20 protein-coding genes and 1 pseudogene are annotated in these 19,920 nt (G+C 71.7%); 8 read left to right on the forward strand and 13 right to left on the reverse strand.

Features of this window, described 5'->3' with window-relative positions:
• Nucleotides 1-4: 4 nt before the first annotated feature.
• Both ACIPSA_RS32280 and ACIPSA_RS32285 read right to left on the reverse strand, forming a co-directional pair.
• The gene (locus ACIPSA_RS32280) at nt 5-367 is read right to left on the reverse strand and encodes a hypothetical protein (protein WP_402640805.1); all 363 of its coding nucleotides are present in this window, start codon (nt 365-367) and stop codon (nt 5-7) included.
• An 11-nt stretch (nt 368-378) separates the two neighbouring features.
• Nucleotides 379-1,134, reverse strand: coding sequence for a LytR/AlgR family response regulator transcription factor (locus ACIPSA_RS32285; protein WP_402640807.1), 756 nt, complete (start codon nt 1,132-1,134; stop codon nt 379-381).
• 77 nt (nt 1,135-1,211) lie between these two features.
• Here ACIPSA_RS32285 and ACIPSA_RS32290 point away from each other — a divergent pair, with 77 nt between their 5' ends.
• The 3 genes from ACIPSA_RS32290 (at nt 1,212) to rocD (ending at nt 3,896) form a co-directional block, all read left to right on the forward strand.
• Nucleotides 1,212-1,697: an Lrp/AsnC family transcriptional regulator gene (locus tag ACIPSA_RS32290; RefSeq protein ID WP_402640809.1), complete on the forward strand. Its 486-nt coding sequence runs from the start codon at nt 1,212-1,214 to the stop codon at nt 1,695-1,697.
• A 154-nt stretch (nt 1,698-1,851) separates the two neighbouring features.
• Nucleotides 1,852-2,673, forward strand: a complete 822-nt coding sequence (gene ddaH / locus ACIPSA_RS32295) for a dimethylargininase (RefSeq protein WP_402640811.1) — start codon at nt 1,852-1,854, stop codon at nt 2,671-2,673.
• Nucleotides 2,670-3,896, forward strand: coding sequence for an ornithine--oxo-acid transaminase (gene rocD / locus ACIPSA_RS32300; protein ID WP_402640814.1), 1,227 nt, complete (start codon nt 2,670-2,672; stop codon nt 3,894-3,896). Before ddaH ends, rocD begins: the two co-directional genes overlap by 4 nt.
• A gap of 47 nt (nt 3,897-3,943) precedes the next feature.
• Here rocD and ACIPSA_RS32305 read toward each other — a convergent pair whose 3' ends face one another.
• Nucleotides 3,944-4,564, reverse strand: coding sequence for a DUF305 domain-containing protein (locus tag ACIPSA_RS32305; RefSeq protein WP_402640816.1), 621 nt, complete (start codon nt 4,562-4,564; stop codon nt 3,944-3,946).
• A gap of 80 nt (nt 4,565-4,644) precedes the next feature.
• A complete protein-coding gene (locus tag ACIPSA_RS32310) occupies nt 4,645-5,043 on the reverse strand; it encodes a DUF6153 family protein (protein ID WP_402640819.1) in 399 nt (132 codons plus the stop codon).
• Nucleotides 5,044-5,176: 133 nt separating this feature from the next.
• Here ACIPSA_RS32310 and ACIPSA_RS32315 point away from each other — a divergent pair, with 133 nt between their 5' ends.
• Both ACIPSA_RS32315 and ACIPSA_RS32320 read left to right on the forward strand, forming a co-directional pair.
• Entirely contained in the window at nt 5,177-9,070 is a 3,894-nt protein-coding gene (locus ACIPSA_RS32315) for a patatin-like protein (protein ID WP_402640821.1), read from the forward strand.
• Nucleotides 9,071-9,307: 237 nt separating this feature from the next.
• Nucleotides 9,308-10,033 carry a lysophospholipid acyltransferase family protein gene (locus tag ACIPSA_RS32320; RefSeq protein WP_402640824.1) on the forward strand — a complete coding sequence of 242 codons (726 nt, stop codon included), beginning with the start codon at nt 9,308-9,310 and terminating at the stop codon, nt 10,031-10,033.
• 98 nt (nt 10,034-10,131) lie between these two features.
• Here ACIPSA_RS32320 and ACIPSA_RS32325 read toward each other — a convergent pair whose 3' ends face one another.
• From ACIPSA_RS32325 to ACIPSA_RS32360, 8 genes are all read right to left on the reverse strand, one after another.
• On the reverse strand, nt 10,132-11,727 hold the full coding sequence (locus ACIPSA_RS32325; protein ID WP_402640827.1) for an alpha/beta hydrolase: 1,596 nt from the start codon (nt 11,725-11,727) through the stop codon (nt 10,132-10,134).
• Between the two features lie 131 nt (nt 11,728-11,858).
• Complete coding sequence (locus ACIPSA_RS32330) at nt 11,859-12,617, reverse strand: urease accessory protein UreD (protein ID WP_402641348.1); 759 nt, start codon at nt 12,615-12,617, stop codon at nt 11,859-11,861.
• A complete protein-coding gene (gene ureG, locus ACIPSA_RS32335) occupies nt 12,614-13,291 on the reverse strand; it encodes an urease accessory protein UreG (protein ID WP_402640829.1) in 678 nt (225 codons plus the stop codon). The genes ACIPSA_RS32330 and ureG overlap by 4 nt, the downstream gene beginning before the upstream one ends.
• Nucleotides 13,292-13,573: 282 nt before the next feature.
• Nucleotides 13,574-14,248: an urease accessory protein UreF gene (locus ACIPSA_RS32340; protein WP_402640831.1), complete on the reverse strand. Its 675-nt coding sequence runs from the start codon at nt 14,246-14,248 to the stop codon at nt 13,574-13,576.
• Nucleotides 14,248-15,969, reverse strand: a complete 1,722-nt coding sequence (locus tag ACIPSA_RS32345; protein ID WP_402640834.1) for an urease subunit alpha — start codon at nt 15,967-15,969, stop codon at nt 14,248-14,250. The genes ACIPSA_RS32340 and ACIPSA_RS32345 overlap by 1 nt, the downstream gene beginning before the upstream one ends.
• A complete protein-coding gene (locus ACIPSA_RS32350; RefSeq protein ID WP_402640836.1) occupies nt 15,962-16,273 on the reverse strand; it encodes an urease subunit beta in 312 nt (103 codons plus the stop codon). The genes ACIPSA_RS32345 and ACIPSA_RS32350 overlap by 8 nt, the downstream gene beginning before the upstream one ends.
• Nucleotides 16,274-16,290: 17 nt before the next feature.
• Nucleotides 16,291-16,593, reverse strand: a complete 303-nt coding sequence (locus ACIPSA_RS32355) for an urease subunit gamma (RefSeq protein ID WP_402640838.1) — start codon at nt 16,591-16,593, stop codon at nt 16,291-16,293.
• A gap of 131 nt (nt 16,594-16,724) precedes the next feature.
• Nucleotides 16,725-17,354 carry a TetR/AcrR family transcriptional regulator gene (locus tag ACIPSA_RS32360; RefSeq protein WP_402640840.1) on the reverse strand — a complete coding sequence of 210 codons (630 nt, stop codon included), beginning with the start codon at nt 17,352-17,354 and terminating at the stop codon, nt 16,725-16,727.
• A gap of 133 nt (nt 17,355-17,487) precedes the next feature.
• On the opposite strand from ACIPSA_RS32360, the pseudogene ACIPSA_RS32365 reads away from it, so the two are divergent.
• A pseudogene (locus ACIPSA_RS32365) lies at nt 17,488-18,571 on the forward strand (ABC transporter permease).
• A gap of 24 nt (nt 18,572-18,595) precedes the next feature.
• The gene (locus tag ACIPSA_RS32370) at nt 18,596-18,832 is read left to right on the forward strand and encodes a hypothetical protein (protein WP_402640843.1); all 237 of its coding nucleotides are present in this window, start codon (nt 18,596-18,598) and stop codon (nt 18,830-18,832) included.
• 26 nt (nt 18,833-18,858) lie between these two features.
• Here the strand turns inward: ACIPSA_RS32370 and ACIPSA_RS32375 are convergent, their stop codons facing one another.
• Nucleotides 18,859-19,143, reverse strand: coding sequence for a type II toxin-antitoxin system Phd/YefM family antitoxin (locus ACIPSA_RS32375; RefSeq protein ID WP_402640845.1), 285 nt, complete (start codon nt 19,141-19,143; stop codon nt 18,859-18,861).
• 141 nt (nt 19,144-19,284) lie between these two features.
• Here ACIPSA_RS32375 and ACIPSA_RS32380 point away from each other — a divergent pair, with 141 nt between their 5' ends.
• On the forward strand, nt 19,285-19,920 hold the full coding sequence (locus tag ACIPSA_RS32380; protein ID WP_402640848.1) for an ATP-dependent Clp protease proteolytic subunit: 636 nt from the start codon (nt 19,285-19,287) through the stop codon (nt 19,918-19,920).

Here is a 19,920-nt window from a genome sequence, read left to right on the forward strand (position 1 = left end):
GCCGTCAGCGGTCCTCGACGAGGCGCACGAAGTCCCGCTCGTTGCGCTCGGCGCGGCGCACGTACCAGCGGGCGAGCAGGATCAGCGGCGCGTAGAGGCAGAAGCCCAGCACCAGCCACTTCAGGCGGCGGGCGTCCGGGGCGGCCGCGAACACCAGCGGAAGCGGGCCGACGAGCAGCATGAGGACGGCGAACGCGGCGAGCGCGGAGCGGAGTTGGGAACGCATCAGGGAGCGGACGTAGGTGTGGCCGAGGGTGGTCTGCTCGTCGATCTCGGTGCGCGGCCGGTAGTAGCCGGAGGCCCGGCGGGTGCGCCGGGTGTGGCGGGGCGGTCCGGTGACGACGACTCGGCGTTCGGTGGGCTCCACTTCGGCCTCCCCTATCCCGTGGTCCGGCGCATCAGCAGGTCCCGCAACTCGCGCGCGTGGCGGCGGCTGACCTGAAGTTCCTCGGTGCCGACCAGCACGCTCACCGTGCCCGCGTCCAGGCGGAGTTCGCCGATGTGGCGCAGGGCGACGAGGTGGCGGCGGTGGATGCGGACGAAGCCGCGGGAGCGCCAGCGGTCCTCCAGGGTGGACAGCGGGATGCGGACGAGGTGGCTGCCCCGGTCGGTGTGCAGACGGGCGTAGTCGCCCCTGGCCTCGACGTGGGTGATGTCGTCGACGGCCACGAAGCGGGTCACGCCGCCGAGTTCGACGGGTATGTGGTCGGGGTCGGGTTCGTGGACGGGGATCCGCTGGGCGGCGCCGCGCAGTTCGGCGGCCCGGCGCACGGCCTCCGCGAGCCGTTCCTTGCGTACGGGCTTGAGGACGTAGTCGACGGCCTTGAGGTCGAAGGCGCGCACGGCGAAGTCCTCGTGGGCGGTGACGAAGACGACCAGCGGGGGGCGGGCGAAACCGGTGAGCAGCCGGGCCATCTCCAGGCCGTCGAGGCCGGGCATCTGGATGTCGAGGAAGACGACGTCGATGGCCTCGGGCCCGTCGGGACCGGACTCCAGGGCGCGGGTGATGCGGCGCAGCGCCCCGGTCGCGTCACCTGCGCCCTCGACACTGCTGATGCGTGGGTCGGCGTGCAGCAGGTAGAGGAGTTCCTCCAGCGAGGGGCGTTCGTCGTCGACGGCGAGGGCGCGCAGCATGAACGTGGAGTGTAGGAGGAATCCGTACGGCACGACATGTGCCCGGCGTGGACGTTCGTGCTGGATACAGTGCCGACATGAACAGCACGACCGCCCCGTTCGACGAGCTCGACCGGAAGATCATCACAGCGCTGATGGCGAATGCCAGGACGAGCTTCGCCGAGATCGGGGCGGCCGTCGGCCTGTCGGCCACCGCGGTCAAGCGGCGGGTCGACCGGCTGCGCGAGACCGGTGTGATCACGGGGTTCACGGCCACGGTGAAGCCGGCGGCGCTGGGCTGGCGCACGGAGGCGTACGTCGAGGTGTACTGCGAGGGCGCGGCCCCGCCCCGGCGCCTCGCGGAGGTGGTCCGCAACCATCCGGAGATCACGGCCGCGATGACCGTGACCGGAGGTGCGGACGCGCTGCTGCACGTGCGCGCGCGGGACGTGGGGCACTTCGAGGAGGTGCTGGAGCGGATCCGCGTGGAGCCGTTCATCCGGAAGACGATCAGCGTGATGGTGCTGTCCCATCTCCTGCCGGAGAGCCCGGAGGCGGGCGCCAACCTTGTGGCACCGGACTAAACGTCCCGGCGCGCAGCACTCGTGCGTTCTTCCTGGTCACAACGCAGCATTCCTGCGCACATACGCAGCTGTCATTCCTTGTCGTCCGTCCCCGTCACTTCCTACCTTTGTGTCACCCCCAGCCGACACCGCAGGAAAGCGGAGGAACACCTCTGTGCCCGACAGCCGTGTGCCGCGCCCTCGGCGCTTCCTCGTCTGTGAACCCAGACACTTCGCCGTGCAGTACGCGATCAACCCCTGGATGCAGCCCGACTCCCAGATCGACGTGGACCTGGCCCAGGATCAGTGGCAGGCGCTGATCCGCGCCTATCGTGCCCATGGACACGCCGTGGACACCGTGGAGCCGGTCGCCGGTCTCCCCGACATGGTCTTCGCGGCGAACTCGGCGGTCGTCGTCGGCGGCCGCGTCTTCGGCTCCCTCTTCCACGCGGCCGAGCGCCGTCCGGAGTCGACCCACTACGACACGTGGTTCAAGGCGGCCGGCTTCGACGTCCACCGGCCCGAAGCCGTGTGCGAGGGCGAGGGCGACCTCGTCCCGACCGGCCGGTACGTGCTGGCCGGCACCGGGTTCCGGACGACCCGCGAGGCGCACCGCGAGGTGCAGGAGTTCTTCGGCGTGCCGGTGATCAGCCTGACGCTCGTGGACCCGTACTTCTACCACCTGGACACGGCGCTGTTCGTCCTCGACGACGGCCCCGAGGGCAATATCGTGTACTACCCGGAGGCGTTCTCCCCGGGCAGCCGTGAGGTGCTGGCGCGTCTGTACCCGGACGCGGTGCTCGCCACCCGCGAGGACGCCATGACATTCGGCCTGAACTCCGTCTCCGACGGGCGCCACGTCTTCATCGCGCCGCAGGCCGAGCGCCTGGCCTCGTGTCTCGCCGACCACGGTTACACCCCCGTCCCCGTCGACCTGTCGGAGTTCCACAAGGCCGGCGGCGGCATCAAGTGCTGCACCCAGGAGATCCGCTCATGACCGCTCCCGCCCGCACCCGCACCTCCGCCGACCTGATCCGTGCCGAAGAACCGGTGCTCGCGCACAACTACCACCCGCTGCCGGTGGTCGTCGCCCGCGCCGAGGGCACCTGGGTGGAGGACGTCGAGGGCCGCCGCTATCTCGACATGCTGGCGGGCTACTCGGCCCTCAACTTCGGGCACCGCCACCCGGCCCTGGTCGAGGCGGCGCACCGCCAGCTCGACCGGCTGACCCTCACCTCGCGCGCCTTCCACAACGACCAGCTGGCCGAATTCGCCGAGCGGCTCGCGGAGTTGACCGGTCTGGACATGGTGCTGCCGATGAACACCGGTGCCGAGGCGGTGGAGAGCGGCATCAAGGTGGCCCGCAAGTGGGCCTACGAGGTGAAGGGCGTCCCCGCCGACCGGGCCACGATCGTGGTCGCGGCGGAGAACTTCCACGGCCGTACGACGACGATCGTCAGTTTCTCCACCGACGAGACGGCCCGCGCGGGCTTCGGGCCCTTCACCCCGGGCTTCCGGATCGTCCCCTACAACAACCTGGCCGCGCTGGAGGCCGCCGTCGACGAGACGACGGCCGCGGTGCTGATCGAGCCGATCCAGGGCGAGGCGGGGGTGGTCATCCCGGACGAGGGCTACCTGGCCGGCGTGCGCGAGCTGACGCGGCGCAAGGGCTGCCTGTTCATCGCCGACGAGATCCAGTCCGGCCTCGGCCGCACCGGCCGTACGCTCGCCGTCGAGCACGAGCAGGTCGTCCCGGACGTACTCCTGCTCGGCAAGGCGCTGGGCGGCGGCATCGTGCCGGTGTCGGCGGTGGTGGCCCGGCGTGACGTACTGGGCGTGCTGCGGCCGGGCGAGCACGGCTCGACGTTCGGCGGCAACCCGCTCGCCGCGGCGGTCGGCACGGCGGTGGTGGAGCTGCTGGAGACGGGTGAGTTCCAGCGCCGGGCCGACGAGCTGGGCGTGATCCTGCGGGACGGGCTGTCGACGCTGGTCGGCAAGGGTGTGGTCGGCTTCCGGGCCCGCGGGCTGTGGGCGGGCGTCGACATCGACCCGGCCATCGGCACCGGCCGTGAGGTCAGCGAAGGCCTGATGCGGGAGGGCGTCCTGGTCAAGGACACCCACGGCTCCACGATCCGGCTGGCCCCGCCGCTGACCATCACCGGCGAGGAACTGGGTTCCGCGCTCGGCGCGTTGGAGAAGGTGCTGGACCAGGGCCGCTGAGGCCGGGGCAGGGGGCCGGCGCCGGGCCGGCCCCCTGCCCGCTGCGGTCAGCTCTTGCCGAGGAGCTGGTTCATCTCCTTGATCTCGGCGTTCTGCGCGGTCACGATGCCGTCGGCCATGCTCGTGGCGGCGCCGTACTGCCCCTTGTTCTTCTCGGTGGTGGCCATCTCCACGGCGCCCTTGTGGTGTTCGACCATCATGGTCAGGAACATGGTGTCGAAGGCCTTGCCGGACATCTTCTTCATCTCGTCCATGTGGGCGGTGCTCATCATTCCGGGCATGCCGGAGTGACCCGAGTGGTCCATGCCGGCCATGGGCATGTCCTCGCCCCAGGCCTTGAGCCAGCCGGTCATCGTCGTGATCTCCGGGTCCTGCGCCTTCTCGATGCGCGCGGCGAGGTCCTTGACCTGGGCGGAGGAGGCCCGGCTCGCGGCGAGCTTCGCCATCTCCAGGGCCTGCTGGTGGTGCGGGATCATGGCCTGCGCGAAGGAGACGTCCTGGGCGTTGTGGGCACCGGCGGTGACCGCGGCGGTCGGGGACGCTGTGGCGCCGTTGCCGGTGTGGCCGGCGCTGTCGTCGCTGCTGCCGCCGCAGGCAGTGAGGACGAACGCGGCGGTGGCGGTGGCCGCGACGAGGGCGGCACGGCGCGTCAGGGTACGGATGGTCATGCTGGAACTCCTGCTGTACTGATGGGATTCGGGCGCATCGAGGACCGCATCCGCCTCAGAGCGGTGCGGCGTCGCGGCCTCTAGATCCGCAGGAGTTGGAGTTCCGCCAGGGACGGTGGCGCGCGTGCGTCGTCCGGTGCCGTGGCCGGGCGGGAGCGGGCGGAGTCGGCCTGTGCGGGCGCGGTCACCGGGTCGGGAACCAGCGCGGGCAGCACCGGTCCGCCGCTCACGGCGCCCGAGGCGCAGGTCGCGTCGGCGTGCCGCAGATGATGCCCATCGCAGTGTCCGTCGTCCGCGCACCCGTCCACCGCGGTGATCTCGGCCGTCACGTGCGCGGAACGGGCCTGTTCCGGATGGCCCATGGCACCACCGGGAGCCAGGGCGTGCATGCCGAGGAGTCCGACCAGCAGCCCCAGCACGAGCAGCGCCCGCCACCGCCGCAGGGGCGGTCGCGAAGAGAGCTGCTCGGTCCGGTTCATCGGGCTCATCCTAAGCGGGGCCACAGCAACGGGTCCCGCCGGGGCCCACCCGGACGGAAGCGGAGGACCACGATCGGGTGATATGCGCTTCGCTCCCCTGTCTGTCGCGCGCTGTACGGGCACACCCTTTGATATGGGCAGTACGTCTATGGGCAGTACGTCGAGGCTCGGGCCCGGCACCCTGGAACTGCGGATCGCCACGGCGATGACCGGCGGCGTGAGTCTGGCCGTGTGGATGGGAGGTGTGGCCCGCGAGCTGAACCTGCTGCAACAGGCGGCGTGGTGGCGCAACGCCCTCCCCGAGGACGCTCCCCTCCCGGATCCGGCCGCCACGGCAGGGGGCGACGAGCGGGCCAGGGTCCTGTATCTGCGGCTCCTGGACCTGCTGGACACCACCGTCTCCGTCGACGTCCTGTCCGGCACCAGCGCGGGCGGCATCAACGCCGCGCTGCTGGGGCTGGCGCGGGCCAGGTCCTGGGACCTGGGGCCACTGCGCGACTTCTGGCTGAAGTCCGGCGCGTTCGAGACCCTGCTGCGCGACCCCACGCAGAAGAAGCCGCCTTCACTGCTCCAGGGCGACGGCGTCCTGTTCCAGGACCTCGTCCACGGCATCGACGAGCTGGACGTCGCGGCGCGGTCGATACCGAAGCCGTCCGGCACGGTGGCCCACGACGTCACCGGCCAGACGCAGGTCTTCATCACCACGACACTCCTCACCGGGGAGACGGGCCGGTTCACCGACTCCTACGGCACCCAGGTCCAGGACGAGGACCACCGGGGCCTGTTCGTCTTCGACGAGGACAGCCTGCGCAGCGGCACCGGTGCCCTGGCCGTGGCACTGGCGGCGCGCAGCAGCGCTTCCTTCCCCTGCGCGTTCGAGCCCTCGTTCCTGCCGTACGGGAACCCGGTCGCGGGGCGGCCCGGCGCCCCCGGCCGGCCCGCGATGAAGAGATACGCCAACATCACCCGGCCCCACTGGGCCGCCGACGGCGGTCTCCTGGCGAACCGCCCGATCAGACCCCTGCTGCGGGCCGTCTTCGACCGCCCGGCCGTACGCCAGGTCCGGCGCGTCCTGCTCTACGTCGTCCCCACCGCCGGCGGCGCGCCCGACCCCCGTGCCATGCCGGACCAGGAGTCCTTCGAGCAGCCGTGGACCCTGGGAGAGGCCCTCATGAAGGACCTCGGTGCCGCCCTCAGCCAGTCCATCAGCGCCGAGCTGACGGAACTGCGCGACCACAACGACCGCATGGACGCGCTCCGCGACACCCGGCGCCGTATGGCCGAGCTCGGCAGCCAGGGCCGTAAGGCCGTGGCTGCCCTGGCCGGACACATGCGGGCGACGGGCGCGCGGCCCCCCGCGTTCGAGCTCCTCACCGAACCGATGCGCGACGACTTCCGGACTCGTGAGGCCGCCTGGCTGGCCCGTCCGGTGATCACCTCCCTCATGCGCACCCTGACCACCCGGCCGCCGGAGGCCATGGCCCGTGACTGGCTGGACGCCCTGGCGCCCGGCCGCAGTGCCGAGGAGGAGTGCCGGGCCGCCGCGGTGGACGAGGTGACCAAGGAGTGGAGGTTCCCGGCGCCGGGCGAGCGGGGCGCTGTCCTGTACGGGCGGCTGGCCGCGTTCGGTGTGGCCCCCTTCCTCGGCGCCAAGGCGACGGTGCGGACCATGCTCCGGGCGGCGTATGTCTGCCGTCCGGAACAGCGCCGGGAGCTGGCGGACGTCGTACTCCTGGTTCACCAGGCGTACGAACCCGGCAGGCCGCCGGACGTGGAGTGCCTGGCCGAGACGGCGTTGAACGACGGGCTGGCGGAGCGACGACCGCTCACGGACGTGGCGGCCGAGGCCATGAAGGTCTACTGGGGCCGCCGCAACACACCGGCACCCTCGGACCCGGGCGCCGACGCCCGACCGCGTCCCGGCCTCAAGGACGGATGGGCTCGGCTCGCCGCCGCCGTGGTGAAGCTGCGCGCGGTACTCCCGGAATCGGTCCTCGCGCCCCCCGCCGACGACGCGCCTTCGCCCGCGCCGCCCACCACCTCCGAGGGGCGACGGCAGAAGGCGGCCGCGGAACTGCGGACCTACTTCGAGTTCCTGCCCGAAGACACCGACGGCATCGCCCTCGCCCTGTTCGAGCTGCACGTGGCGACCCGTTCCGTCCTCCCCGTGGGCACCGAGGTCGAACAACCCATCGAACTGGTGCAGGTCAGCGCCGACACCCGGTGCCTGCTCGCGCCCCGGCGCGCGACCGCCGCGTCGAAGCTCACCGGGCTGCAACTGCACCATTTCGGCGCCTTCTACAAGTCCTCGTGGCGGGCGAACGACTGGACGTGGGGGCGGCTGGACGGCGCCGGCTGGCTGGTACACCTCGTGCTGGACCCGCGGCGCGTCCTCACCGTCGCGCAGGACGCCCCGGTCGACGGCAGCCGACGCGCATGGTTCTACGAGCGGCTGCGTGACCTGTTCGCCCACGGCACGGACCCGGACGACTTCGTCGACGTGCGCGCCGACGGGACCGACATCCGGCTGACCCGGGAGGCGGTCTTCGACGAACTGAGCTTCCTCGACGACCCCACCGCACCCATGCCGCCCAGCCTGCCTCTGACGTCGATGTGGGTGGCGAAGGCCTGGCAGAGGTGCGTCGCCGAGGTCGAACTGCCGGTGATCGCCCGGGAGATGATGAGTACGCCGTCCGCGCGGCCACACGTGTGGGCCGCCCGGGTACTCGACGCGGCGGGCAGCCCCGCCCGGGCCCAGGCAGCGGCCCGGACCGCCGTCGCCGCGGTCATGGACGGCAACTGGACCGCCGAACAGCGCCGCCTGATCGAGAGCGAGCGCCAGGCCGCAGACGCCGAGCGCAGCGCCGCTGACGCCGACGCCGACGCCGACGCCGAGCGCAGCGCCGCTGACGCCGACGCCGACGCCGAGGGCAGCGCCGCGGACGCTGCGCGGCGGGCGCCCGATGCCGCGCACCGGACCGCCAACCCCGGGCGGCAGACCGTAGACCCCGCCCAGCCGGCCGACCCCGCGCCGCAGACCGCAGCCCCGGCGCGGCACGCCACCGATCCCGTGCACCACCCCGCCGATCCCGCGCACCACGCCACGGACCCCGCACGACCGGCCGACGGGTCACAGCAGCAAGTCGCCGCCCCTGGGCAGCAGTCCGGTACGCGGGCGCAGCGGACCGGCGGACCGACACGACCGGTCGGTGCACCGGCCCACCCCACCGGTGAACCAGCACAGCCGGTCGACGCGCCCGCCCACCCCACCGGTGGATCGGCACAGCCGGTCGGCACGCAGGCCCACCCCACCAGCCGATCACCGCTGACGGCCGGTGCCGGCGTCACCGCCGCGAACCCGGACGCGCTCGCCGCCCTGCTCGCGACCTGCCCCGTGCCCGACGAGACCTTCGCCGGCGAACTGGGAGAGCCACTGCTGACCCGCACGGCGGGCAAGGCGGCCGCCGTCGCCGCGTCGGCGGTGTCCGGGTTCCCCCGGATCCCCGCGCCCCTGAAACCCTTCCTCGCCTCGGCCCGCACCGTCACCCTGGCCGGCCACCGCGTCTCCGCCCTCACCCGCGGCCGCGCCCGCACCCTGATCCTCACCGGCCTCGCGGCCCTGGCGGTGGGCGTCCTCTCGATGATCCAGCGGGCCACCTGGCTCGGCCTCACCGGCACGGTCCTCGCGCTCATCGGCGGCTATCTCCTGGCCCTCGGCACCTATGCCCACTGGCGCAGGGTGCTGGTCGCCGCGGGAGCCTTCACCGCCGTCGTGGCGGTCTTCTTCCTCGGCTGCCCGGTCGGCCGCCGAGTGCTGTTCGGCACCGGGGGCCGCGACATCGGGGTGGTCGGCCGGGACGTACTGCCCTGGCTGCGCGCGCCGTGGTGGCACCCGCTCGTCGCCCTGGGCGCGATCGCGGTCCTGGCCGTCCTGTTCAGCGGCCTGCTGACGGCGGCCTGGCAGAGCGTCAGACACCGTACGGGCAGGCCGAAGAGCCGCGCGACGCCCCGGACGGACGCCGGGTGAGCACCGGACGGTCCGGCGGCAAGACCGGCGCGCCTGCCAGTCGGCGCAATGATCACGCCAGGCTGCGGCATCGGCTTGCCGCGTGGCCGTCCGAGCCACCAGTGTGGTCCGGCGGCAGGCGTCCGCGACGGTTCCGGCTCACAGCGCCTGCACATACACTGGCACCCCATCACACGCCGGTTGACCTGCGAGAACACGGCGACCCAGGCGATCCGCCGGAGTGAGGAGCGACCCCCCTTGTTCTATTACTTGCTCAAATATGTGCTGTTGGGGCCTTTGTTGAGACTGGTCTTCCGGCCTCGAATAGAGGGGCTGGACAACGTGCCGGCGTCGGGCCCGGCCATCGTCGCCGGCAACCATCTGTCCTTCTCGGACCACTTCCTGATGCCCGCGATACTCCGGCGGCGCATCACGTTCCTCGCCAAGGCGGAGTACTTCACCGGACCGGGCCTCAAGGGCCGTCTGACCGCGGCGTTCTTCCGCAGCGCGGGCCAGATCCCGGTCGACCGCTCCGGCAAGGACGCGGGCCAGGCGGCGATCCGCGAGGGTCTCGGCGTGCTGCGCAAGGGCGAGTTGCTCGGCGTCTACCCGGAGGGCACCCGCTCCCACGACGGCCGCCTCTACAAGGGCAAGGTCGGTGTCGCCGTGATGGCGCTGAAGGCCGGAGTGCCGGTCGTCCCGTGCGCGATGATCGGCACCTTCGAGGCGCAGCCGCCGGGCAAGGTCATCCCGAACATCCACCCCGTCGTCATCCGCTTCGGCAAGCCTCTCGACTTCTCCCGCTACGCCGGCATGGAGAACGAGAAGGCCATCCTGCGCGCCGTCACCGACGAGATCATGTACGCGATCCTGTCGCTGTCCGAGCAGGAGTACGTCGACCAGTACGCGGCCGTCGTCAAGGCGGAGGAGGCCGCGGCGAAGGGCGAGAGGGCGCGCAAGTTCCCGCGGGCGCCACTCGGTTGACCTCCGCCGTGGGAGGACCCCGGCTGCGGTCACCATGGGGAAGGGGCGGCCGGAACACTCCGGCCGCCCCGCCTTCGTACCGAACTCCCGCAGTACTGCTACGGCTTGGGCGTCGCGTGCGGCGTGCAGGTCACGTCCGCGGCGTCCAGCTTGCCGGTGAGCAGGTAGTCGTCCACCCGCTGGTTGATGCACGGGTTGACCAGGCCGGTCACGCCGTGGGAGCCCGCGTCCTTCTCGGTGATCAGACGGGAGCCCTTGAAGCGCTGGTGCAGTTCGACCGCGCCCGCGTAGGGAGTGGCGGCGTCACGCGTGGACTGCACGATGAGCACCGGCGGCAGGCCCTTGTGGGTCTTGACGTTCACCGGGGTCTGCTGCTTGACCGGCCAGGTGGCGCACGGCAGGTTCATCCATGCGTTGGCCCAGGTCATGAACGGGTAGTCCTTGTTGAGCCGGGTGTTGTCCCGGTCCCACTTCTTCCAGCTCGTGGGCCACTTGGCGTCGGTGCACTCGACGGCCGTGTAGACGGCGTTTCCGTTCTCCGCCGTGATGTTGCCCGCGGTGTTGGACAGATCCGGGGCGGCCGCGTTGACGAGCGCCTGCGTGTCACCGGCCACGTACTTGCTGAAGACCGTGGCGACCGGCACCCACGAGGAGTCGTAGTACGGGGCGCTCTGGAAGAAGGAGATCAGCTCGGCCGGTCCGACGACACCGCCGATCGGGTTCTTCTTGGCGGTGGCACGCACTTGGAGCCACTTGGCCTGGACGGCGTCGCGGGTCGTCCCCAGGTGGAAGGCGGCGTCGTTGGCGGCGACCCAGTCCTCCCAGTCCTTCCAGCGGCCCTCGAAGGCCATGTCCTGCTCCAGGTTGGCCTGGTACCAGATGTTCTTCCGCGCCGGGTTGACGACGCTGTCGACGATCATCCGGCGGACGTGGCCCGGGAACAGCGTCCCGTACACGGCTCCGAGGTAGGTGCCGTAGGAGACACCGAGGTAGTTGAGCTTCTTCTCACCGAGGGCGGCCCGGATGACGTCCAGGTCGCGGACGGTGTTCAGCGTGGTCATGTACGGCAGCATCTCGCCGCTGCGCTTGTAGCAGCCGTCCGCGTACTCGCGGGCCAGCTTGCGCTGCGCCGTCTTGTCGGCCTCGGTGTCCGGCACCGGGTCGGCCTTGGGCGCCTTGACGAACTCCTGCGGGTCGATGCAGGAGATGGGCGCGGAGTGGCCGACGCCGCGCGGGTCGAAGCCCACGAAGTCGTACGCCTTGGACGTGTTGACCCACAGCGGGTTCTTGGTGGTGACCCGGCGCGGGAAACGCATTCCGGAGCCGCCCGGACCACCGGGGTTGTAGACGAGGGCGCCCTGGCGCTCCTCCTTCGTCCCGGTGCTGCCGATGCGGTCGACGGCGAGCTTGATCTGCTTGCCGTACGGGTTCGCGTAGTTGAGCGGCACGCTGACCCAGCCGCACTGGATCGGCTTCTCGAAGCCCCAGTCGGCGGGGCAGTCCTGCCAGTCGATGCCGGCCTTCGCGGCCCGCGCGGCGGCGATCGTGGCGCCCTGGGCCTCCCGGTCCTGGCCGTGCCGGCTCTCCGCGCCGGCCGCGGGCGCCGCGAGGGCGCCGGTGATCATGGTCGCCGTGACGAGTACTCCGGCCGAACCGAGCGCCAGCGCACGGCTCTTCGGTCTGATGTCCCTCAAGTGGGCCCCTCCCGTACATCGTTGCGAATGGTCACGGGGGATCCTCGCCGCTGTGAGGAGGCTGAGAACAGGGGCCGTCACCCATCTTTACCAATCCGATAACCGGACGATCATGTCCCGCTGACAGAACGTCACCCGAGATGCGTCAACGCCTCGTCCAGCACCCTGCGCAGCCGCAGTCCGTCGGCGGCGACGGCGGTGACCAGTACGGCCGGTCCGGCGAGCGGAGTCAGCGCCGCGCAGTCCCCCAGCGGGCGGGCCGCCGGCGGATCCCCCCGGAACTCCGGTCGTACGACGACGAGTTGTCCCACCGCGCGGTGTCCCGCCAGCACGGCGGGCCCGTCCCAGCCACCGGGCGCGCCCGGCCCGCAGGCCAGCTCCTGGTCCAGCACGGTCCGCCCGGCGATCCGCACCGTGAGACGGCTGCCGAGCCGGCCGGGTTCCTCGCCGGCCCGTCCGAGCACCTGTTCCTCACGCAGCACGAGTCGCGCCTCGCCCCCGAGCTCGACCCGGGTGGTCACGTACAGCTCACTCCCACCGGCAGAGATCAACGGTTCGGGCAGCCAACGCAGTTCACCCCGGTCGGCGACGAGCAGCCGCACGTCGTACCGCGCCTCGCCCTTCCCCTGCCCCGGAAGCGCGATGGTCGCGGCGGCCGACCGCACCTCCAGCCGGGCTCCCGCCCCCACGTCCGCCTCCACGGCGAAGCGGTCGCCGCCGAGCGGCCCGCTCATCGCCCCGACGAGCATGACCCGCGCCTCGGTCCCGCTCGCCCGGACACGCCGCAGCGCGAGCGGCCCTTCACCGTCGAGCACGGGCAGCGAGGTACCGCCTCGCCCGTCCTCCCGGGCGACGATCCGCGCGACAGCCCGCACCCCGCTCCCGTTCATGCCGTCCACGCGGCGATCCGCGCACGCACCCAGTCGGCCACCTCCGCCACGCCGGCCTCACTCCTCAACGACTGCATCACGACGGGCAGTTCGGCCCGCTGAGCCTTGGCGTCGGCGGCCATGCGCGCGAGGTCGGAGCCGACGTACGGGGCGAGGTCGGTCTTGTTGACGACCAGCAGGTCGGCAGTAGTGACACCAGGCCCGCCCTTGCGGGGAATATCATCCCCGCCGGCCACATCGATCACGAAGATCTGCGCGTCGACGAGCCCCCTGGAGAAGGTCGCGGTGAGATTGTCCCCACCGGACTCGACGAGGATCAGATCCAGCGGCCCGACCTCGTCCTCCAGATCCTCCACCGCTTCCAGATTGGCGGAGATGTCGTCCCTGATCGCCGTGTGTGGGCAGGCCCCCGTCTCCACGGCCGTGATCCGCTCGGGCGGCAGAACGGCCTCACGGAGCAGGAATTCGGCATCCTCACGCGTATAGATGTCGTTCGTCACGACAGCGAGCGACAACTCGTCCCGCAACGCCCGGCACAGCGCGGCAACGGTGGCAGTCTTCCCGGACCCCACGGGCCCACCGAGCCCCACCCGCAACGCCCGACGCGCCCCATCCGCCCGCCGGGCATCGGCACTGACAGCGGCGGGTCCATGGGTGACATGGTCAAGGTGCATAACAACGGCTCCAATTGAGACGGGCCCTTCGGGCCGAGGGGGTGCGGGGGCAGAGCCCCGCAGGGGTGCAGGGGCAGAGCCCCGCAGGGGTGCAGGGGCAGAGCCCCGCAGGGGTGCAGGGGACGGAGTCCCCGCCGGGGTCTGGGGCGGAGCCCCAGGGCGACGGGTACTTCTCAGCCCACCGAGTCGAGCGGGCGGGTGGGCAGAGCGGGGTCCGGGGCGGAGCCCCGGGAACGGTCACTTCTCGACCCACCGAGTCGGGCGGGCGGGTGGGCAAGAAACTCACGACGCAAACAACCGCACAGCCCAAGCGGCATGCGCCTCCGCCCCCACCTCCAACAACGGCGCCGACCCCGCAGGCAACACATCGACCCCGCCATCGACCACCCGCCGACCCGCCTCCACCGCCAAATCCGCGACGCGATCCAGCTCCGGCGCCAACCGGGCCAACACCGCCGTGGCGTCGAACGGATCCAGACTCAGCAACCGCACCGTGGCCGTAGCCGCCCCGCTCACGCTCTCATACGCCGCACAGTACGCCGCGTCGTCCGCCCCGAGCCCGGCCGCCCGCGCCACAACCCCCAGCACCACCGGCTGATGCGCCCCCTTGGGAAACTCCCGCGCGAGCGCGTCGAGTTCCCCGGAGGGCCACGTGGCCCGCCCCGCACGCATCAACTGCCGCCCGAGCCGCCGCGCGGCGACCCGCAACGCGGCCGAAGGCGTCCGCGCATCGGCAGCCGCGTCCAACTCTCCCGGATCCACGCCGAGTACGGCCGCAGCGGCCAGCGCGCCGGCCACCAGCCCCACCGTGTGCAACCGCCCCCGGCAGAAGTCCTCCAGGCTCGCGGCCCCGGTGATCCGCCCGGCCTTGACGGCCGCCTCCGCCCCGCCTGAGTGCGCGTGCCCCCCGGCGGGAAAGCGGCCGTCGGCCAGGACGAGTAGCGCTGCCCTGGACATCAGAACAGGAAGTAGCGCTGGGCCATGGGCAGTTCCGCGGCCGGTGTCGCCTCGACCAGCTCCCCGTCGATGTGCACGGCGAAGCTGTCCGGATCGACCCGCACGTGGGGCCGCGCGTCGTTCTCCCTCATGTCCGCCTTGGTCACCCCGCGCGTGGACTCGATGGCGACGAAGCGCTTCCCCAGCTGCAACCGCTCGGGAAGCCCGTCCTCGACGGCGAGCGGTGCCACGAAGTTGAACGAGTTGCCCGCCGGTGCCCGCCCGATCGCCCCGTACATGGGACGCGGCAGGATCGGCTGCGGGGTCGGGATCGACGCGTTCGCGTCGCCCATCTGCGCGTACGCGATCTGCCCGCCCTTGATGACGAGGTGCGGCTTGACCCCGAAGAACGCGGGTTCCCACAGCACGAGGTCGGCGAGCTTGCCGGTCTCCACGGAGCCCACCTCCCGAGCGAGGCCCTGCGCGAGCGCCGGGTTGATCGTGTACTTGGCGACGTACCGCCGTACCCGCCGGTTGTCCGCCCGCCCGTCGCCGGGCAGCGCACCCCGCCGCCGCTTCATCACATGGGCCGTCTGCCAGGTCCGCATGACGACCTCGCCGACCCGCCCCATCGCCTGCGAGTCCGACGAAATGATGGAAATCGCACCCAGGTCGTGAAGTATGTCCTCCGCCCCGATCGTGGACGGCCGGATCCTGGACTCGGCGAACGCCAGATCCTCCGGCACTGCCGGGTTCAGGTGGTGGCACACCATCAGCATGTCGAGGTGTTCCTCGGCGGTGTTGACGGTGAACGGCCGCGTCGGGTTCGTCGAACTCGGCAGTACGTGCGGCTCGGACACCACGGTCATGATGTCCGGCGCATGCCCGCCGCCCGCGCCCTCGGTGTGGTACGCGTGGATGCCGCGCCCGCCGATCGCGGCGAGCGTGTCGCCGACGAACCCGGCCTCGTTCAGGGTGTCCGTGTGGATCGCGACCTGGATCCCGGTCCGGTCGGCGACGGTGAGGGAGGCGTCGATGACGGCCGGCGTCGACCCCCAGTCCTCGTGCAGCTTCAGTCCGAGCGCTCCGCCACGGATCTGCGACAGCATCGCCTCGTGCGAGACGGTGTTGCCCTTGCCGAGCAGACCGATGTTGAGCGGGTAGGCCTCCATCGACTCCAGCATCCGGGCCAGGTGCCAAGGCCCGGGGGTCACCGTCGTCGCCTTCGATCCCTCGGCCGGCCCGGTACCGCCGCCGACCAGCGTGGTGATACCCGCCGAGAGCGCCTCGTCGGCGATCTGCGGACAGATGAAGTGGACGTGCGCGTCGATCGCGCCCGCCGTCAGGATCCGCCCGTTGCCCGCGATCACCTCGGTCTCCGGACCGATGACCAGATTGCGGTCCACCCCGTCCATCGTGTCCGGGTTGCCCGCCTTGCCGATCCCGGTGATCCGGCCGTCCCGGATGCCGACGTCGGCCTTGACGATCCCCCAGTGGTCGACGATGACGACACCGGTGATGACGGTGTCGGGGGTGCCGTCCGCGCGCGTGGCACGCGACTGGCCCATGGATTCACGGATGACCTTGCCGCCGCCGAAGACCGCCTCGTCACCGGCGAGTCCGGGCCCACCGCAGCGGTCCTCCTCGATCTCGATCAGCAGGTCGGTGTCGGCGAGCCGGATCCGGTCACCCGTGGTCGGGCCGAACAGGTCCGCGTAGGCGGCACGGGAGATCTCAGGCATCGAGGGAACCTCCGGTCTCCCCGCGCAGTCCGGGCACGACACGGGCGCCGGCGAGCGGAACGAGTTCGACGTCGGCGGGGATCCCGGGCTCGAAGCGTACGGCGGTGCCGGCCGCGACGTTCAGCCGCTTGCCGTGCGCGGCGGCGCGGTCGAACTCCAGGCCGGGGTTCGCCTCGGCGAAGTGGTAGTGGGAGCCGACCTGGACGGGCCGGTCGGCGGCGTTGAGGACGGTGAGGCGGGTGACCTCGCGGCCCTCGTTGCAGACGACGGGCTCGTCCGCGAACAGGATCTCTCCGGGAATCATCGGCGGCGGCTCCCCCGTCAGACGATCGGGTCGTGGACGGTGACGAGCTTGGTGCCGTCCGGGAAGGTCGCCTCCACCTGGACGTCGTGGATCATCTCGGGAATGCCCTCCATGACGTCGTCCCGGGTGAGCAGTTTGCGCCCGGAGGACATCAGTTCGGCGACGGTACGACCGTCACGCGCGCCTTCGAGGATGTGCGACGTGATGAGGGCGACGGCTTCCGGGTGGTTGAGCCTGAGCCCACGGGCCCGGCGCTTCTCGGCCACGTCGGCCGCCACGTGGATCAGCAGCTTCTCTTGTTCGTGCGGGGTCAGTTGCACGTCCCACCTCACAGTCCTCGCTCCGGACCGTGCGGGGTCCGGATGCCGCGGCCACGGGGCAAAGTCCCTGGTGGCGTGGAGCGGCAGGCTAGTTGGACCGAGTTTCCGGCACGTTAAACAAACTGTGATCGTCAGACAGCCGGGCGCGGGTCCCGCATGCTCATCAGCGCCCGCAGCCCCTCCTCCAGGGTCCCCGGCGGCAGGTCGCCGATGACGGCGAGCTGTGCGGCGTATCCCTGCGCGAGCGCGATCATCACCCGGGCCATGGCGTCCGCGTCGGCATCGACGGCGATCAGGCCGGCGGCCTTGTAGCTCTCCACCACCCTCGCCCAGGCGGCCCGGACGCGGTCGTAGCCCGTGTGCACCAGGTCCGCCAGTTCGCGATTGCGCAGAGTCTCGGTCCATACCTGGACCATCACCCGGGGGAAGACCCACTCCCCGCTCTCCAGCAGCCCCGGCCTGACCTCCCTCAGCTGCCTCAGGGCCCGGGGGATCAGTACGTCGGGCAGGGGCGGCGGGGTCTCCACGGCCGCCCCCTCATAGGTCTCCCGCAGCACCTCGAGCACCTCGCCGACGATCGCGCCGATCAACTCCTCCTTGCCGCTGAAGTAGCGGTAGACGGCGCCGGCGGAGAGGTCAGCCTCCTTCAGCACGTCCTGCATGGACGTGGCGTGGAACCCGTTGCGGGCGAAACAGAGGGCGGCGCCGTCGAGGATCTGGCGGCGGCGGGCGTCCAGGTGTGCCTGGGATACACGGGCCATGGTCCACAACTCAAAACGAACGTTCCTTCTTTACAAGGGGCACCGCCGCGAGGATGGTGAGACCGCCGCAAAACGAACGATCCATCTTTTTAGCGGGCCACCCCGGCACCGCCGACCGACCCGAGGAGAAGCCATGTCCACCGCCTTCGCGACCCCCACCGGGGCCACCAGGGCACCCGCCCGGCGCCTGATAGCGGTGATCGTCCTCGTTCCCCGTCCTCACCGCCCTCGCCCTGTGGGCGTTCGCCTGGCCCGCCGCCCGCACCGCACCCCGCGACCTGCCGCTGGGCGTGGCCGGCCCGGCGGCCGCGACGGCCCAGGTCGAGCGGCAACTGGAGCGGCACGAGGGCGCGTTCGACATCCACCACTACGCCGACGAGACAGCCGCCCGCGACGCCGTAGAGAACCGGACGGTGTACGGCGCGGTGGTCGTGACCGCCCGCGGCCCCGAACTCCTCACCGCGTCCGCCGCGAGTCCGCTCGTCGCGCAGCTGCTGCGGCAGGCGGTGGCCGGGCAGGACTCGGCCTCGGCCTCGGCCACAGGCGCAGGCACAGGCACAGGCACAGGCACAGGCACAGGCACGGTCACGGGCACGCCGGTGAAGACCGTCGACGTCGTCGCCGCCTCCTCGAAGGACCCGCGCGGCGCGGCCCTGACCGCGAGCGTGCTGCCGCTCGCGCTGGCCGGAATCGCGGCGGGCGCCGTGGTGACCCTGCTCGGGCTACGAGGCGCACGTGCGGTGACGGCTCTGGCGGGGGCCGCCGCTCTGGTGGGCCTGGCCGCGGCCGGGATCGCGGACAGCTGGCTCAAGATGATCACGGGCGACTGGTGGGCGGAGGCCGCGGCGTTCGGGCTCTCGACGCTGGCGGTGAGCGCTGCCGTCACGGGTCTGGCCGCGCTCGTCGGCCCCGCCGGGATCGGTGTCATGTCCGGTGTGGTCATGCTGCTCGGCAACCCGTTCTCCGGGGCCTCCTCGGCTCCGCAGATGCTGCCCGACCCGGCCGGGACGATCGGTCAGTGGCTGCCGCCGGGTGCGGGGACGACCCTGCTGCGGTCGGTGTCGTTCTTCGACGGCGCGGCAGCGACCGCTCCCGCCCTCACGCTGGCCTGGTGGGCGGCACTGGGCCTGGGCGCGGTGCTGCTCGGGAGCGCCCTGAAGGCACGCGCCCGGAGCGTCGAGCCGGCGCCCGAGCCGGCGCTCGCGCCCGTCGGCTGACCCGGCACCCGAACAGACGGCCGTGTGCCCCTCCCGCTGCGACGGAAGGGGCACACGGTCTTTTCGGCCCTCGGCCTCGTCGTCCCGGCCTTCGCCCCTGCCGTCCCGGCCCTCGGTCCCGTCACCCCGGCCTTCGCCCCTGCCGTCCCGGCCCTCGGTCCCGTCACCCCGGCCTTCGCCCCTGCCGTCCCGGCCCTCGGCCCCGCCATCCCGGCCTTCACCCTGTCGTCCCGGCCCTCGCCCCTGTCGGCGCCCCGCTGAAGGACGGCGCAGGGAACGTCGCGCGGCTACGCGCCGTTGGCTCCCCGGTGCTCCGCCACGATGCCGAAGCGGCGGCGATCGTGGGACGCGGACGTCGGCGCGGACTCGCGAACGCTGGAGACCGTGTTGATCACCTGGTCCCCCTCGGGCTCCTGGAGCTCCTCCAGCCGTTCGAGGTCGGCGGCGGAGACGAGGGCGACGAGAGGCTTTCCGTGCCGCGTCACGACGACGCGCTCACCGCCGTACACCACCCGGTTGATCAGGTCGGCGAGTTCAGCCCTGGCTTGCGTCACCGGAATCTCGTAGGCCATGCCCCCAGCTTACGGGGACCCTTCCGGGGGCCCGCAGGTTCGGCGTCGTCGGTGGGAAACCACTCCCGCGGTCTGTACGTCCTGTACATTTTCTACAGAGAGCTCTGCCGGAAACGGCTCTGCCGCGAGGAGGGGTATGTCATGACCCGATCGACCGCCCGCTACGTCCTGCCCGAGTTCACCGAGCGCACCAGCACCGGTCATCGCACGCTCGATCCGTACTCGAAGCTGCTGGAGGAGCGGATCGTGTTCCTCGGCACGCCGATCGACGACACTGCGGCGAACGATGTGATGGCGCAGTTCATGCACCTCGAGCACGCCGACCCCGACCGCGGCATCTCGCTGTACCTGAACTCGCCGGGCGGCTCGTTCAGTGCGATGGCGGCGATCTACGACACGATGCGGTACATCAACTGCGACGTGGAGACGATCTGCCTGGGGCAGGCCGGCTCGTCCGCCGCGGTCCTGCTCGCCGCCGGCACGCCGGGCAAGCGGTTCGCGCTGCCGGGCGCGCGCATGCTGCTCCGGCAGCCGTCGCTGCCCGAGCCGGTGGAGGGGCAGCCGAGCGACCTCGACATCCAGGCCAGGGAGTTGGACCGGGTCCGCGTACTCCTCGAAGGAATGCTCGTTCAGCACACGGGACGCAGTCCGCAGCAGGTCCACGAGGATCTGGAGCGGGACCTGATCCTGGACGCGCGAGGCGCGCTGGAATACGGGCTGGTGGACGGGATCATCCCCAGCCGCAAGGCGTCCCGCACCGCGCCGGGCGGAAGGTGA

Origin of the sequence: Streptomyces sp. NPDC086549, assembly GCF_044746205.1 — a bacterium.
In the GTDB taxonomy this organism is placed as follows: Bacteria; Actinomycetota; Actinomycetes; order Streptomycetales; family Streptomycetaceae; genus Streptomyces.

Bases quoted from the DNA above. Each gene is read 5' to 3' on its own strand.
- rocD (WP_402640814.1), top strand. From the start codon at position 2,670: ATGACCGCTCCCGCCCGCACCCGCACCTCCGCCGACCTGATCCGTGCC.
- ureG (WP_402640829.1), bottom strand. From the start codon at position 13,291: ATGCACCTTGACCATGTCACCCATGGACCCGCCGCTGTCAGTGCCGAT.
- ACIPSA_RS32345 (WP_402640834.1), bottom strand. From the start codon at position 15,969: ATGCCTGAGATCTCCCGTGCCGCCTACGCGGACCTGTTCGGCCCGACC.
- ACIPSA_RS32310 (WP_402640819.1), bottom strand. From the start codon at position 5,043: ATGAACCGGACCGAGCAGCTCTCTTCGCGACCGCCCCTGCGGCGGTGG.
- ACIPSA_RS32285 (WP_402640807.1), bottom strand. From the start codon at position 1,134: ATGCTGCGCGCCCTCGCCGTCGACGACGAACGCCCCTCGCTGGAGGAA.
- ACIPSA_RS32350 (WP_402640836.1), bottom strand. From the start codon at position 16,273: ATGATTCCCGGAGAGATCCTGTTCGCGGACGAGCCCGTCGTCTGCAAC.
- ACIPSA_RS32340 (WP_402640831.1), bottom strand. From the start codon at position 14,248: ATGTCCAGGGCAGCGCTACTCGTCCTGGCCGACGGCCGCTTTCCCGCC.
- ACIPSA_RS32315 (WP_402640821.1), top strand. From the start codon at position 5,177: ATGGGCAGTACGTCTATGGGCAGTACGTCGAGGCTCGGGCCCGGCACC.
- ACIPSA_RS32380 (WP_402640848.1), top strand. From the start codon at position 19,285: ATGACCCGATCGACCGCCCGCTACGTCCTGCCCGAGTTCACCGAGCGC.
- ACIPSA_RS32290 (WP_402640809.1), top strand. From the start codon at position 1,212: ATGAACAGCACGACCGCCCCGTTCGACGAGCTCGACCGGAAGATCATC.
- ACIPSA_RS32375 (WP_402640845.1), bottom strand. From the start codon at position 19,143: ATGGCCTACGAGATTCCGGTGACGCAAGCCAGGGCTGAACTCGCCGAC.
- ACIPSA_RS32305 (WP_402640816.1), bottom strand. From the start codon at position 4,564: ATGACCATCCGTACCCTGACGCGCCGTGCCGCCCTCGTCGCGGCCACC.
- ACIPSA_RS32360 (WP_402640840.1), bottom strand. From the start codon at position 17,354: ATGGCCCGTGTATCCCAGGCACACCTGGACGCCCGCCGCCGCCAGATC.
- ACIPSA_RS32330 (WP_402641348.1), bottom strand. From the start codon at position 12,617: ATGAACGGGAGCGGGGTGCGGGCTGTCGCGCGGATCGTCGCCCGGGAG.